This window comes from Sphingomonas asaccharolytica NBRC 15499 (assembly GCF_001598355.1).
Lineage (GTDB): Bacteria > Pseudomonadota > Alphaproteobacteria > Sphingomonadales > Sphingomonadaceae > Sphingomonas > Sphingomonas asaccharolytica.
This window is the reverse complement of record NZ_BCYU01000006.1, coordinates 73,722-88,422: the sequence shown is the minus strand read 5'-3', so window position 1 is coordinate 88,422 and position 14,701 is coordinate 73,722. Positions and strand designations below refer to the sequence as shown.

Annotated in this window: 10 protein-coding genes; 4 read left to right on the top strand and 6 right to left on the bottom strand. The window is 64.6% G+C overall.

Annotated elements, in window-relative coordinates; genetic code table 11:
• From SAS01S_RS02830 to SAS01S_RS02815, 5 genes are all read right to left on the bottom strand, one after another.
• Positions 1-677, bottom strand: a 677-nt coding sequence (locus SAS01S_RS02830; protein WP_369405701.1) for a sugar-binding domain-containing protein, incomplete at its 3' end; no start/stop codon positions are given.
• A 134-nt stretch (positions 678-811) separates the two neighbouring features.
• Positions 812-3,187, bottom strand: coding sequence for a GH92 family glycosyl hydrolase (locus tag SAS01S_RS02825; RefSeq protein ID WP_245656727.1), 2,376 nt, complete (start codon positions 3,185-3,187; stop codon positions 812-814).
• Between the two features lie 201 nt (positions 3,188-3,388).
• Positions 3,389-4,618: an ROK family transcriptional regulator gene (locus tag SAS01S_RS02820; protein WP_066804472.1), complete on the bottom strand. Its 1,230-nt coding sequence runs from the start codon at positions 4,616-4,618 to the stop codon at positions 3,389-3,391.
• Positions 4,615-4,770: a hypothetical protein gene (locus SAS01S_RS22375; protein ID WP_157082644.1), complete on the bottom strand. Its 156-nt coding sequence runs from the start codon at positions 4,768-4,770 to the stop codon at positions 4,615-4,617. The genes SAS01S_RS02820 and SAS01S_RS22375 overlap by 4 nt, the downstream gene beginning before the upstream one ends.
• On the bottom strand, positions 4,770-6,110 hold the full coding sequence (locus tag SAS01S_RS02815) for a sugar porter family MFS transporter (RefSeq protein ID WP_066804469.1): 1,341 nt from the start codon (positions 6,108-6,110) through the stop codon (positions 4,770-4,772). The genes SAS01S_RS22375 and SAS01S_RS02815 overlap by 1 nt, the downstream gene beginning before the upstream one ends.
• A 244-nt stretch (positions 6,111-6,354) precedes the next feature.
• Here SAS01S_RS02815 and SAS01S_RS02810 point away from each other — a divergent pair, with 244 nt between their 5' ends.
• Complete coding sequence (locus SAS01S_RS02810; RefSeq protein WP_066804467.1) at positions 6,355-7,617, top strand: MFS transporter; 1,263 nt, start codon at positions 6,355-6,357, stop codon at positions 7,615-7,617.
• Positions 7,614-10,007, top strand: coding sequence for a glycoside hydrolase family 31 protein (locus SAS01S_RS02805; protein WP_066804464.1), 2,394 nt, complete (start codon positions 7,614-7,616; stop codon positions 10,005-10,007). The genes SAS01S_RS02810 and SAS01S_RS02805 overlap by 4 nt, the downstream gene beginning before the upstream one ends.
• Before the next feature lie 13 nt (positions 10,008-10,020).
• Here the strand turns inward: SAS01S_RS02805 and SAS01S_RS02800 are convergent, their stop codons facing one another.
• Positions 10,021-10,809, bottom strand: a complete 789-nt coding sequence (locus SAS01S_RS02800; RefSeq protein ID WP_245656726.1) for a FadR/GntR family transcriptional regulator — start codon at positions 10,807-10,809, stop codon at positions 10,021-10,023.
• 184 nt (positions 10,810-10,993) lie between these two features.
• Between SAS01S_RS02800 and SAS01S_RS02795 the strand changes: the two genes are divergently transcribed.
• Positions 10,994-13,321: a TonB-dependent receptor gene (locus SAS01S_RS02795; RefSeq protein WP_084238437.1), complete on the top strand. Its 2,328-nt coding sequence runs from the start codon at positions 10,994-10,996 to the stop codon at positions 13,319-13,321.
• A 55-nt stretch (positions 13,322-13,376) separates the two neighbouring features.
• On the top strand, positions 13,377-14,687 hold the full coding sequence (locus tag SAS01S_RS02790; RefSeq protein ID WP_084238435.1) for an alpha/beta hydrolase family protein: 1,311 nt from the start codon (positions 13,377-13,379) through the stop codon (positions 14,685-14,687).
• Positions 14,688-14,701 lie beyond the last annotated feature (14 nt).

Here is a 14,701-nt window from a genome sequence, read left to right as displayed (position 1 = left end):
GCGCGGACGTCCTCGATATGGAGTTTGGGCACCGGCTCGAGCCACACCGTTTGCCAGATGCCGCTGACCGCGGTGTACCAGATGCCCGAGGGATCGAGGATCTGCTTGCCGCGGGGCTGCGTGCCGGCGCTGGTCGGATCGGCGACCTGCACGACTAGGTCGTTCTGCCCCGGCTTCAGATAGTCGGTGACGTCGAAGCCGAACGCGTCGAAACCGCCTTTGTGCGACCCGACGACAGCGCCATTGACCCAGATCGTCGCGGCAAAATCGACCGCGCCGAAATTGAGCATGACGTGCGCGCCCGCCCAATCCTGCGGCACCGTGAAGCTGCGGCGATACCAGATGCGATCGTCGGGCGTGACCTTGCGCGCGACGCGCGACAGTTTCGACTCGACCGGATAGGGCACCAGGATCTGGCCATCCATTCGGGCCGGCTGCGGTGCCGAATCCCTGGCGATCGCATAATCCCACAGACCATTGAGATTGAGCCAGCGATCGCGTTTCAGTTGCGGCCGGGGATAGCTGCGCCAGGCGTTGTCGGGCGTGACCTCCCTGCCCCACCGGGTCATCAGGTCGCTCGTATAGACGCCATCGTTCGCCGGCGCGGTCTGCGCTGCGGCTTGGATCGCGCTCATCGCCAGGATCATCGACGCGATTGCTCCGATCAACGTGCGCATAGCGTTTCTCCTCAGGCGTTTTGGTCATCGGTCAGCGATCAAATTTGGTGAGCCCAGGGCGCGCGGGCTGGCGCAGCCCTGGGCTCTTGCCTCCGTCGAGGGGGGAGGGGAACGGAGGCAAAGAGTATAACGGGTCAGGGCATCGGCGACATCGATGGCGGCGCGTCGGCCGGCGCCGCACCCCATTTCTTGTTCGGCGTCGGCCCCATGGACAGCACCAGCTTGGCGCCGTCCTTGATGTCGTCATGGCTGAACCAGGGCTTGGTCCAGGGCCGGCCGTTGAGCGTCGCCGACTGGATGTAGATGTTAGCGGCGGAGTTGTTCCTCGCCTCGACCTCCAACGTCTTGCCGTTGCCCATCTGCAGCTTGACGTCGTCGAAGATCGGGCTGCCGATGATGTAATTCTGGCTCGACGGATCAACCGGATAGAATCCCATCGCGCTCAACACATACCAGGACGAGGTCGCGCCCTGATCGTCCATCCCGGGATAGCCATAGCCGGAGGCGTCGCTGCCATACATGTCGGCGAGGATCCGGCGGGTCAGCGCCTGTGTCTTCCACGGCTGGCCGCCCCAATCGTAATAATAGGCCGCCTGTTGGTCGGGCTGATTGCCCTGGACGTACTGGCCGATGAGGCCGGTACAATCGCGGCAAATCCCCTTGGGATTATAGGGCGTGGTAAAGAACCGATCGAGCTTGGCCGTGAAGGCCTGACGCCCGCCGAGCAACCTGGCCAGCCCGCTGACGTCATGCGGCACCAGCCACAAGGTCGACCACCCCGATGCTTCCTTCATCATGAAATTATAATAGGGCTCGCCAGGGTCGAACGGCGCAATCCACTTGCCGTCGGCGGTCCGGCCGCGAACGAAGCCGACCGATTTGTCGAACACGTTCGCGTAATTATGCGCGCGCTTCAGGAACAGCGCGTAATCGTCCATCTTCCCGAGCCGCTTGGCATATTGCGCCATCGCGAAATCGTCCCAGGCATATTCGAGCGTGGTCGCAGCACCCGCTTTGCCCCCCGCATAAGGTGGGCTTGGATTGCCGTCGGGGACCACGTCCGCGATCCAGCCGTTCTTGTCATATTCGGCGAGATAGTGGCGCGGGCCGGCGGGATCGGTCGCGTTCTTGCGGAGAAATTCATACGCCGCCGCATAGTCGAACGGGATGCCGCGCTCCCACGCGCCCAAATACATGAACACCGCATTGTCGCCGTGGAACGACGTGTTCATGAAGCCCTTTTCGCGCGCCATATCGAGCTCGGACTGCATGACGTTGCGCATCGTCTCCGGCTCCATCAAGTCGAGCAGGACGATCTGGTTGCGGCCGGTATCCCAGAACGGCACGGGGCTGTAGCGATCATGCGTCGCGGTCTGCACCTTGCCGTTGGTGTCGGTGAACTTCTCTCCCTTGGCGGCGACCAGGCGCGGGCTGGCGAACGACTGGAACAAGGTCGAATAGAACAGCATCCGCTGCTTCGGCGTCCCGCCAGTCACCTGGACGCGATCGAGCAGTTTCGACCATGCGCCGCGCGCCGCGTTGCGAACGCCATCGAAATTCCAGCCGGGCAATTCATCGCGCAGACGCCGCTCGGCCTGGGCGTAGCTGGTGCCATGCGCGATCTTCATCAGCACTTTCTCGCCCGCCTTGGTGCGAAAGGTGACGTAGCTGCCGGCAAAGCTGCCCGAGATCGTGCGCTGGTCGGGCTCGACCCTTTTGTCGCCGATACCCCAGCCCTTGGCGTCACCCGGCGACTTGCTGAACGTGCCCAGGCTGGCAAACGGCTTGGAGAATTCGGCGACGAAATAGGCGCCATCCGCCCCATCGCTATTCTTCGAGACGCCGCGCACCGTCTGATTGCCGACGATCTCGATGTCCCCGCCATGGTCGGGGAAATTGATCAACACGTTCGCCCGATCGCTGTCGGGGAAAGTGAACTGCATCAGGCTCGCCCATTGCGTGGCGGTCAGTTCGGCCGTCGTCCGGAACGTGCCGAGATAGGCTGAATAATAGCCCGGCGACGCGATCTCGCGCGACTTGTCGTAATAGGATTGCGAATAGGCGGGGGGCACCGACCAGTCGCCGACGACCGGCATGATGATCGGTTCCGCGCGGCCGCCATAGGACGAGCCGCCGCCTCCGGAAAATCCGATCATCGTCGGGTTGGTGTAATAATAGGGGACCTCGACGCCGTTCGGATAAGTCAGCGCGATATTGTTGTTGATCGGCGCTGCCTCGACCGAGCTGTGCGGCAGGCGCGCGCCCGGCGAGGTCTGGCCCGAATAAACCGGCTCGCCCGGTGGCGGCGCATTGCCGATCAACTCAGGCCGATCGAGCGGTGCCGTGCCGACCAGCGGATTGACCTCATCGACCGGGGCTTTGGCGGGAGCGGTCTGCGCGTTGACGACCACCGCTGCCGACAAGGCGAGCGATAGGCCCAACGGCAAGAACAACAGGCGGGCGCCGCGACCCTGCCCATCCGGCCATACAAGCGTTTGGCGGATACCCACGGTACCTCCCCTGGTTCTCGGAGCTATTACTGCCCCCTGACGACCACCCCATTGGTCCTGTTTCCAACGGCGTCGAATGGCACCGTCGATTAAATTAAGTATTTTGTCAATTGAATTAGTACGTCAAAAAAGCTTGCCCGTGACGGATGTTATCTGCTGGTAGAATGGGACGGATCGACGCTGTTGGCGCGTCGGTCGGGCTCAGCGCGCGGGCTGGATCGCTCGGCCGTTGGCGTTGCTGGTCGCCGGCACTTTCCACAAGGCGCCGGGCTTGGGCAGCAGGAAATGGCTGAACGGCAGGATGGCTGCTCCGACCGCGGGCGCATCGTCCGACAAGGCGGCGCGCGCCACCGGGGCGATCACCGGTACGTTGGTCGCCTGGTCGCGCAACAGGTCGTGCGCCCGTTCCGCCAGCCGCTCGACGATCGCGCTCGGCAAGCGCCCGCCGACCAGCACGACGCTGGGATTGATCAGGCAATTCACCGCTTCGAGCGGGACGTAGAGCTGCTCGGCCGCTTGGCCGATCCATCCGTCGACGCACTTCTCGGCTGCCGGCGACAGGTGCGCCACGCCCATCACATCGGCGAGTCTCAACCCGTCGCGCTCGAGCTGCCCGGCCAAGCCCGACAGCGATACGAGGTTCTGGATCTGGTCACGCGGGCCGCTGCCGGGCGCGTGCATGAAACCCAACTCTCCGCTGCGGCCGTCGACGCCGCGAAAATAGGCGCCATCGATGACCAAGCCGCCGCCCAGCCCCGATGAGATCAGGATGTAAAAGAAAGTGCTGTGCTTCTGCCCAAGGCCGAGTTGCATTTCCCCCATCGCGGCGGCTGCGGCGTCGTTCTCGACGAAGATCGGCAGCGAGAAGGGTTTGTCGAACAGATCGCCCATGTCGATCTTGTCCCACTTGGCATAGGCTGCGGGACGCCCCGGCAGATCGACCAGACCGAGATCGTCGGGCACGGCGACGCCCAGGCCGACCAGGCTGGCCTCCTTGATCCCGGCCGAGCGCATCATCTCCTTGATCGATCGCCGGTAGAGCGAGCGAACATGATCGGGCAGCGCGAAATTCACTTCCTCCGACACCCGGGCCAGGGTTTCGCCGGCGAAATTGACCAGCACGATGGTGATGTGGTCGCGGTCGATATTGACGCCGATCGAGTGGCAGGCATCCCGATTGATGACGAGTTTGGTCGGCGGCTGGCCACGCCCGCCGCGGCGCTGACCCGCTTCCTCGATCAAGCCATCCGCGAGCAGGCGCTTGGTGATGTTGGCGATGGCCGGCGCGGTCAGCCCGGTAATCTCGGCGAGTTCCACGCGCGTCAACAAGCCGTTGATGCGGATCGCATGGAGCGTGACGCGCTGATTGTGGTCGGCGGCGCGCTCGAGATTGGTGCCGGAGAGCCTGAGGCGGGTTGTCGGCTGGGTCATCCGTGCATCCTTATTGCCGGAGCGCGGGTGATCCCCACTTCTTGTTGAATCACGTGGCGACGGATGACCATGAGCATAGTCATACGAATTAGCTGGCCGCAGTCGAGAACGCCAATGCGGAATATCTTCACAATGGTTTCAATTCTGGCCATTACGCCGCCTTTGCCCGGGGTTGGTTGATGGTATCCTCCATCGCCTCCAGCGTGACCCCGCGCGTCTCGGGGAAGAAGCGCCAGACGACGAGGAATTGCACGCCCATTGCCGCGGCGAAGAACCAGAACGGTGCCGCCTGAGTGTATCGCGCGACCACCGGAAAACCGAACGCGATCAATGCATTCATTCCCCAATGCGTCGCGCTGCCCAACGCCTGGCCGCGCGCGCGCACCGCGGTCGGGAAGATCTCTGTCAGATAGACCCAGATCACCGCACCCTGCGAAATCGCGAAGAACAGGATGAAGCCGATCAGCGCGGGAAGCAGCAGCGCTTGCCCCTGCCCGGTCGAATAGATCGTCGCGACCGCGGCCAGCGCGCCCCCTGTGCCCGCCGCACCGATCAACAGCAGCGGTTTGCGCCCCGCGCGATCGATCACTGTCATCCCGACAAAGGTGGCCAAGAGATTGGCGACACCGATCGCGACCGATTGCAGATCGGCCGATAGCCGGTCGAACCCGGCCGCGGCGAAGATATCGCCGAGATAATAGAGGATCGCGTTGATCCCGGAGAGCTGATTGAACGCGGCGACCCCGATCGCGAGCAGAATCGGCTTGCGATAAGCCGCCCAGCTGAGCCGAGCATCCGGCGCCTCGACCTGATCGCTGCGGAATTCGGCGATGATCGCCTGCGGGTCGCCCATCCCCAGCTGGGCAATCGCTGCCAGCGCATCCTCGTCGCGCCCACGTTGCGCCAGCCAGCGCGGCGACGGCGGAATGCGGAGCAGCATGATCAGGAACAGGATGGCCGGAAGGGCGGCGATGCCGAGTTTCATCTGCCAGGCCAGATCGGTCGTCACCAGCCGGCCAATCACGAAATTGCTGACATAGGCGACCAGGATGCCGATCACGACGTTGAGCTGGAACAGCGCGACCAGGAATCCGCGCCGCGCCGCCGGGCTCACTTCGGCGATATAGACCGGCGCCAGCACCGACGAGCCGCCGATCGCCAGGCCGCCGAGGAAACGGAACGCGACGAATGCCGCGAGATTCCAGCTCGTCGCCGAGCCCAGCGCCGAGATGATGTAAGCGATCGCGATCCAGATCAGCACAGCCCGGCTACCATATCGGTCGCCCGGCTTGCCCGCCCCGAGCGCGCCGACCAGCGTCCCGATCAATGCCGCCGATACCGCCGTTCCAAGCCCGATTGCGCTGAGCCCGAACACGCCGCGCAGCGCCTCGGTAACGCCCGAGATAACCGCGGTATCGAAACCGAACAGCAATCCGCCCAGGCTGGCGGTGCCCACCGCGTTCCAATTGACGCGTTCCACTGGCGTGCCCATCAAGCTGTCTCCCACCGCGCCCGAGCCGTTCGCTCTATTTATTTATCTAATTGAAGTATTAATCTAGCCGGTCAAGCGGGCGTGGTTCGGGACGGCCTCCGAATGGCCGCACGAACGGCAACTGGAACGCCTGGCAGGCCACTTGCGACTTGGCCCGCTCACTGGTCTGACCAATATCGACAAACACCACCGGAAGCGCTACGCCACCTGCCAGCGGACAACGCCGCGGGCTGGGGAGAGGATCGTGAAGCGGATACCGCATTTGCGCTGGTGGATCGTCGCGCTGATCTGCGCCGGCACGATCGCCAATTACCTAGCGCGCAATTCGCTCGGTGTGCTCGCCCCCGAGCTCAAGACCTCGATGTCGATCTCGACCGCGCAATACAGCTACGTCGTCATGGCGTTCCAGCTCGCCTATACCGTCATGCAGCCGATCGCGGGCTATATCGTCGACCGGTTCGGGTTGCGCGCCGGGTTCGCATTTTTCGGGATCGCATGGTCAGCCGCCAATATGCTCCACGCGCTGGCCGGCGGATGGATCAGCCTTGCTTTCTTTCGCGGATTGCTGGGCCTGGCCGAGGCGGCGGCAATTCCCTCAGGCATGAAGGCGATTGCCGAATGGTTTCCGGCGCGCGAACGCTCGATCGCGACGGGGTGGTTCAACGCCGGAACGTCGCTTGGGGCATTGATCGCGCCCCCGCTCGTCGTTGCGGTCGCCTTATGGGGCAATTGGCGGCTGGCCTTTATCGTGACCGGCGCGGTCGGGCTGGTGTGGGCAGCCGCATGGTATGCCTTTTACCGATCGCCGACCGAGCATCCCGCGATCACGCCGCGCGAGCAGGCGATGATCGCAGAGGATCGCCCCAAAATCCCGGCCCGCAAGGCCAGCGCGCGCGAGATCCTGTCCTCCGCCCGCTTCTGGGTGATCGCGGTACCGCGCTTCCTTGCCGAACCGGCCTGGCAAACCTTCAGCTTCTGGATTCCGCTCTATCTCGCGATCGAGCGCCACATGGATCTGGCGCATATCGCCGCCTTTGCGTGGCTGCCGTTCCTGGCGGCGGATCTCGGCGGCGTGCTCGGCGGCTATCTTTCGCCGTTCTTCATGAAGCGCTTCCACGTCAACCTGATACCCTCGCGCGTGCTCGGGATCAGCCTGGGCGCGGTATTGATGATCGCGCCGGGATGCATCGGGCTCGCTGTCAGCCCTTATGTCGCCATCGCCTTGTTCTGCATCGGCGGGTTCGCGCATCAGATGATCTCGGTGCTGATCAACACGCTGTCCGCGGACGTCTTCACGCCGGAGGAAGTCGGCACCGCCAATGGCTTTGTCGGGCAGGCAGGCTGGGTCGGCGGGCTGCTATTCACATTCCTGATCGGTCAATATGCCGATCGCATCGGTTACGCGCCATTGTTCGCGGCGCTCGGCATATTCGATCTGATCGGGGCCGCCGTGCTGATCGCCTTTGTCCGCCGCTTGTCCCTCCCGCAAATGGAAACCCGTTCATGAGACGCGCTGTGTTGTCCGACCCTCCATTGTTCGCGCTGACCGAACGCGGGCCCGGCCGGCTGACGCTCGCCGCCGATACCGGCGCGGTCGCGCATTTGTTCGTGCTCGAGGACGATATCGCGCGATTGTTGCTGCTCGCTGATGGCACGGTGGCGAGCCCGCCGAGCTGGGCGATCGCGCCAGGCGCCGCCGACATCGCCGAGCCCGGGCGCGACCGCCTGGATGTAGCGGGCTTCGCCTGCCCCGATTTCCGGCTGGAGCAAGGCGACGACCGGATCATCGTCGAGACCGCGCGCCTGCGCGTCAGCATCCGGCTGCATGGCCTCTATTGCACCTGGGAGCAACGCGACGGCGATGCTTGGCGGCTGATGGCGGCGGACCGCCCGACCCAGGCCTATGATTTCGGCTGGTGGGACGGCCGCGCGCATCATTATGTCGCGCGCCGCTCCGGTGAGCGCTTCTACGCACTCGGCGACAAAAGCGGCGACAATGACCGTGCCGGGCGGCGCTTCCGTCTGACCAATCTCGACGCGATGGGCTATGACGCCGAGACCAGCGACCCGCTGTACAAATCGATCCCCTACGTCCTGGTCGCCGACGCCGAGCGCCGCTGCCACGGCACTTTCTACGACACGACCGCAGATGTGCATTTCGACTTCGGGCGCGAGATGGACAATTATCACGGCTGGTACCGCCACATGGTGGCGGAGGCCGGCGATGTGGATCTGTGGATGATCGCCGGCCCCGATCCGCTGGCCGTCACTCGCCGCTTCACTTGGCTGACCGGCCGGCCCGCGCTGATGCCGCGCTGGTCGCTCGGCTATTCCGGGTCGACGATGAGCTATACCGACGCGCCTGACGCCGCGGCGCAAATGGCGGGGTTCCTCGACAAGCTCGCGGAGCACGATATCGGCTGCACCTCGTTCCATTTGTCGTCGGGCTACACGTCGATCGGCGACAAACGCTATGTGTTCAACTGGAACACCGACAAATTCCCCGACCCGGCCGCTTTCGTGACGAGCTACGCGCAAGCGGGTGTCGAGCTGGTGCCCAACATCAAGCCCGCCTTGCTGCGCAGCCATCCGCGCTATGACGAGGTCGCCGCCGACGGGTTGTTCGTCGCCTATGAGGACGGCACCCCGGTCGAGGTGCAATTCTGGGACGAAGTCGGCAGCCAGATCGATTTCACCAATCCGCGCGCCGCCGAGTGGTGGCGCGACCAGGTCAAAACCGCGTTGCTCGACAAGGGGATGGTCGCGACCTGGAACGACAATAACGAATATGAGATCTGGGATGCGCGCGCGCGGTTCGCCGGCTTCGGCCAGCCCCGCGCCGCCGCCGAAATGCGGCCCGTCCAACCCTTGCTGATGACGCGCGCATCGCGGCGCGCCCAGGCCGAGGCGCTGCCCGATCGCCGTCCCTATGCCGTCACGCGATCGGGCATGGCCGGGCTGCAGCGTTACGCCCAGACGTGGAGCGGCGACAATCTGACCGAGTGGAAATCTTTACGCTACAATGCGCGCCAGTCGATCGGGTTGGCGCTGTCGGGCGTGTCGAACAGCGGCCACGATGTCGGTGGCTTCGCCGGGCCAGCACCGTCGCCCGAATTGCTGATCCGCTGGGTGCAGGCGGGCGCGCTGATGCCGCGCTTCAGCATCCATAGCTGGAACGACGACCGCACCGTCAACGAGCCGTGGATGTACCCCGAAGCCCTGCCCGCGATTCGCCGGCTGATGGCGCTGCGCCAGACGCTGATCCCCTTCTTCTACGACCTGCTGCACGCTTATCACGCGGACTATGCGCCGATGGTGCGGCCGACCTGGCTCGATTTTCCCCGTGACGCTGTCGCCTGGCAGGAGAACGACGAACATCTGCTCGGCCCGAACCTGCTGGTCGCGCCGGTAATGGAACAAGGCGCCGAAGCGCGAGCCGTGCGGCCACCCGAGGGCGCCGAATGGATCGACGTGTGGACCGGAGAGCGGATCGCCGGCGGAACGTCGGTCACGCTCGACGCACAGCTCGATGGTTTGCCGCCGCTGCTGGCGCGCGCCGGATCGGCGATGTTGGTCGATCTCGCGCGCGGCGGATGGCGGCCCGAACCCCATCGCCGCGGCGTGTGGCTGTTCCCGCCGCGTGACGGCGCTTTCAGCTGGTCGGCGGTCGAGGATGCGGGCGATGGCGATGGGCCGGTCGATAGCTGGCACCTCACCGGCCGAGCGGAGGCGACGCGGATCGTCGTCGATGTCTGCCGTGACGGGCCCGGTAGCTGGGGCGACGGCGCCATCACCCTGTTGCTGCCGCCAACCGAGACTCGCTCGCTGGTGGTGAATGGCGGCGGTGGGAGCGACATCGACCATGACGGCCGCCGCGGCGTCACGCTGACGATCTAGCGCAGCGCGGATCTCAGATCGCGACGCGGCGCGCCAAGTCGGTGCGTCTGGCCTCCACCTCGGCGCGGGCGCGTTCGAACGCGTCGCTTTCGGTCGCCGTGAGCAAGCCGTCGATCACGCGCGCGAGATGATCGCGCATGGCCTCGCGCGCCGCCTTGGGGTTGCGCTCGCGCAGCGCCGCGAGGATCGTCTGATGCTCGTCGATCCGCGGCACCACGCCGACGCTGCGCGCACGTTCGAGCATATGCTGGCAGAGTGGCGAACGGGACCGCGCGTCCCACAAAGATTCGACCACGTCGACCACCGCCGAATTGCGCGTGGCGCGCGCGATCGCCAGGTGGAATTCGCGGTCGGCATGTTCGCCGCTGACATTCTCCTCGTTCTCGCGCTCCATGTCGCCGATCAGCACTTCGAGCGCCGCGATCTCCTCGTCGGTGATCGACACCGCGGCGAGCGCCGCCGATTCCCCTTCGAATAGGCGGCGCGCCTCAGTCAGTTCGAACGCGCCGATATCGAGTCCGATCATCGGCGTGTCGAGTGGCGGGTTATCGACGACGAAGATTCCCGAACCGTGGCGCGACCGCACAATGCCGATGACTTCAAGCGCGATCATCGCCTCGCGGACCGTCGGGCGGCTGACCTTATACTCGTCGGCGAGCTCGCGTTCGGACGGGATGCGCTGGCCCGGCAGGAAGTCCCCGCGCTGGATCGCCTCCGCGACGGATGCGGCGACCTGCTGGTAGAGTTTGCGCCCGTCGGGCTGCGACGCGGCCCCGGCTGGCTTGGTAACTGGCCTGATCAATCTCTGTATCGGCATAACTGACTGGGGCTTACCAAAGCCCGCGCGCAGCGGCAACAGCGACCTTCTTTGGTAAGGTGGCCTGACGGGCCTTTGTCAGGCAATCCTTGCATGTGGTCAGACCATTTGCTAGCTGAAGCGGTGAAGCATCGGCGAAAAGACCCGACGCACATATCGGAGAGGGAAGATGATCGGATTGCATGCATCTGTCGGACGGGGCGCGCTGGCCCTGTCGCTCGCGTTCTGCGCGACGCCCGCACTGGCCCGAGCGGACAAACCGGCCGATCCCGGCCGGAGCACGCCGGACGCGGCCGCGCCCCAGAGCAGTCCCGTTGCCGCCGAAACCAACGAGCCCGTTCCCGGCGACATCATCATCACCGCTCAGAAGCGCTCGGAAAATATCCAGAAGGTGCCGCTGGCCGTCTCGGTGGTCAGCGAGGCACAGCTCAAGGCCTCCGGCGTCACCCAGTTCCAGGATCTGGGCAAGATCGCGCCGTCGCTGACCGTCCGCCCGGCCGAGCATCCGGTCAACGCCAACGTGTCGCTGCGCGGCGTCGGCACGTTCGCGTTCGGCATCGGTGTCGAGCCGAGCGTCGCGGTGCTGGTCGACGAAGTGCCGCTCGCTTTCCAGGCGCGCGCCTTCACCGATCTGCCCGATGTCGAGCGGATCGAAGTGCTGCGCGGCCCGCAGAGCACGCTCTACGGCAAGTCGGCCTCGGCCGGCCTGATCAACATCATCACGCGCCAGCCGACCGATACGTTCCACGCGCGGTTCAATGTGATGGGCACCACCGACAGCGAATATGGCGGCAATTTCAGCGTCTCCGGCCCGATCAGCTCGCAGCTCGGCTATGTTCTGTCGGCGAGCTATTCGAACTGGGACGGCAATGTCCGCAACCTGTTCAACGGCAAGAAAGTGAACGGGCGTGAGGCGTTCAACACGCGGGGCAAGCTCCGCTGGGAGCCGGTGTCGAACGTCACCATCACCTTGTCGGGCAATTATCTCAACGGCAACACCACGGTCGGACGACCGTTCATCCGCCTGGATCCCACTGCGTTGCTCCGCAACACGGCGGGTCAGACCCAGGCGGTGACGATGCCTGGAGTCACCGTCGGCCCGGACAATCGGGAGATCAGCAACAATTACAATTCGCGCACCAAATATGAAGGTGGGGGCGGGTCGCTGCGCGGGGAAATCGGACTGGGCGACATGACGCTCGTGTCGATCACTTCCTATGACAAATTCCGCCTCAACGACTATCTCGACCATGACGACACGTCGTCACCTGCGGCGGTCGGCAACAACATCCAGGTTGGCCAGTTCCACTCGACGCTGTTCACGCAGGAAGTCCGCCTGCTTTCGTCGAGCTCCAAGCCGTTTCGCTATACGCTGGGCGCCTATTATGCGAACGTGAAGTTCGAGCGGCCGTTCCTGCGCGGCCCAGCGTTCAGCCTCGCCAATTGGTACGCGACCTCGAAATCCGAGCAACTCGCCGCCTTCGCCCAGGTCGACTGGGAGATCGTGCCGCACCTCATCCTGACCGGCGGCGGGCGCGTCCAGAACGAGAAGGTTTCCTATACCTTCCAGGACAATATCGCTGCTGCCTCGTTCAGCGGCCATGCCGAAGACACCGCGGGCACCTACCGCATCAGCGGGCGCTACGAGGTTACGCCCGACCTGATGTTCTTCGCCACCTATTCGACGGGGTATAAGGGTCAAACCTACGATCTCACCACCGGTTTCAACCAAGCACGCGCAAATGCCGGCCCGATCAAGCCCGAACGGTCGCGCGACAAGGAAGTCGGCATGCGCGCCCAGTTCCTCGACCGGCGCGTGACGTTCAACCTCACCTATTTCGATACTAATTACAAGAATCTACAGGCACAGACGATCGAGACCATCAATCAAACCCAGAATTTCCGCCTGACTAACGTCGGCGGACTCAACACAAAGGGTGTCGAACTGGACACCTCGGCCCATATCGGCGAGGATTTCAATTTGACCGGATCGGTCGCTTATCTGGATGCGAAATATACCTCTTATCCACGTGCGCAATGCTACCCATTGCAGGTGCAGGCGACCGGCTGCGTTCCGGCCGTGCTTCCTTCACCGGGCGTGCCCGCTCAGCCGGCTTATCAAGTTCTGACCGGAGCCCGCGCCGTGCAGGCGCCCAAATGGAAATTCTCCGTTGGGGCCGATTATTCGCCGTCGCTAGGCGGCAATCTGAAAGGTGTCGCGCAGGCCAATTGGCAATATCAGAGCAGCGTCTATTATGTCGCGGAAGACCCCCAGACCTTCCAAAAGGCCTATAGCATCGTCAATGCCGGGCTCGGTGTTCGCGACAAGGACCGCAAGTGGGAAATCGTCGCCTTCGTCAACAACCTGTTCGACGTTCAATATTATCCATCGCTGGTCAATACGGCGAGCAATTTCAACAATAGGCTCGCGACCCAGGCGCTGCTGCCGCGCGACTTCCGTCGCTATGGCGGTCTGCGGCTCGGCGTAAATTTCTAATGGCAGGGCGGGGCGCACACCGCCCCGCCTCCTCGTGCGGATCGGGAGCGACGTGATGGTTCGTTTTGCGCTGCCCGTGGCGATGGCAAGTGCCGCAGCGCTGCTCGCGGCGGCAGGCGCCCCGGCCCAGGATGCACCGGCACGGCCCGGAGTCGACGCTCCCGAACTGGCCGCGCTCGGCCCGCATCCGGTCGGCGTCACTGACGTCGAGTTCGTCCAGCCTGGCCAGGCCGATCCTCTCCAGGGCCAGGATCGACCGGTGATCGTCGACCGGCATCTGGCGCTCAAAATCTGGTACCCGGCCGCCGCGCCGGGAAAGGGCACGACCTACCGCTCGGCACTACCGGGCGAGAACGGGAAGGATGTCGCCTTCTCCGTCGCCGGCATTGCGTCGCCCGGCGCGCGTGCTGCCCAGGGGAAGTTTCCCCTCGTCATCCTAGCGCACGGCTATAGCAACACGCCGGTGGTGCTGTCCTGGCTGGGCGAGAACCTCGCCAGCAAGGGCTATGTCGTCGTCGCCCCGGACTTTCGCGATCCGCCGATCACCATCCGGACCGCGGCGGCGGCGGCCGGTCCGCTTGCCCGGCGGCCGCTCGACATCGCTTTCGTCGCCGCCGAGGCGCAACGGCGCGCCCGCGCGGGGCTCGGGCCATTCGCGACCGCCGATGCCGACCGGACGGTGCTGATCGGCTATTCGATGGGCGGTTATGGTGTACTCACCGCCGCCGGCGCGCCGCTCGATCCGGCGCTGGCGGGGGCAACCCGCAATGTGCTGGCGCCTTATGTCGCGACCGGACCAAAGGCAGGCGAGCTCAAGGTCGCCGGGCTGAAGGCAGTGGTCGCGATCTCTCCGCCCGCCGCGCTTCGCGGCACCAATATGTGGGCGACCCCAGGTGTCGCCGCGATCCGCGCGCCGACATTGTTCATCGTCGGAAGTCAGGACCATGTCGTCGGTTACGACCCCGGCGTGCGCACGCTGTTCGCGCAGGAGACCAACGCGCCGCGCTATCTGCTAACGTTTCGCGAAGCGGCGCACAGCATCGCGCTGATCGGCGCGCCGGCGGAAATGCGCGGCTCGTTCTGGGATCTCGACTGGTTCGAGGATGCCGTGTGGCGCAAGGACCGGCTGATGGCGATCGAGACGCATTTCATCACTGCCTTCCTCGATCGCTACGTCAAGGACGACAGCACGAAGGCCGGGTATATTGACGGACTGACGCCCAATTCCAACGATGGAATCTGGGCGGGCGCGCCGCCCGGGCGTTATTCGGGATACAGCCCCGGACCGCCCGCCGCTACCTTGTGGAAGGGCTTCCAACCCAACAAGGCATCGGGAATGTCGTTCGAATTCAAACCCGCCGAATAGGCGATACCAAGCAG

Excerpts from the sequence above, each read along its gene's own strand:
- SAS01S_RS02820 (WP_066804472.1), bottom strand. The coding sequence starts at position 4,618 with ATGACCCAGCCGACAACCCGCCTCAGGCTCTCCGGCACCAATCTCGAG.
- SAS01S_RS22375 (WP_157082644.1), bottom strand. The coding sequence starts at position 4,770 with ATGGCCAGAATTGAAACCATTGTGAAGATATTCCGCATTGGCGTTCTC.
- SAS01S_RS02815 (WP_066804469.1), bottom strand. The coding sequence starts at position 6,110 with ATGGGCACGCCAGTGGAACGCGTCAATTGGAACGCGGTGGGCACCGCC.
- SAS01S_RS02805 (WP_066804464.1), top strand. The coding sequence starts at position 7,614 with ATGAGACGCGCTGTGTTGTCCGACCCTCCATTGTTCGCGCTGACCGAA.
- SAS01S_RS02795 (WP_084238437.1), top strand. The coding sequence starts at position 10,994 with ATGATCGGATTGCATGCATCTGTCGGACGGGGCGCGCTGGCCCTGTCG.
- SAS01S_RS02790 (WP_084238435.1), top strand. The coding sequence starts at position 13,377 with ATGGTTCGTTTTGCGCTGCCCGTGGCGATGGCAAGTGCCGCAGCGCTG.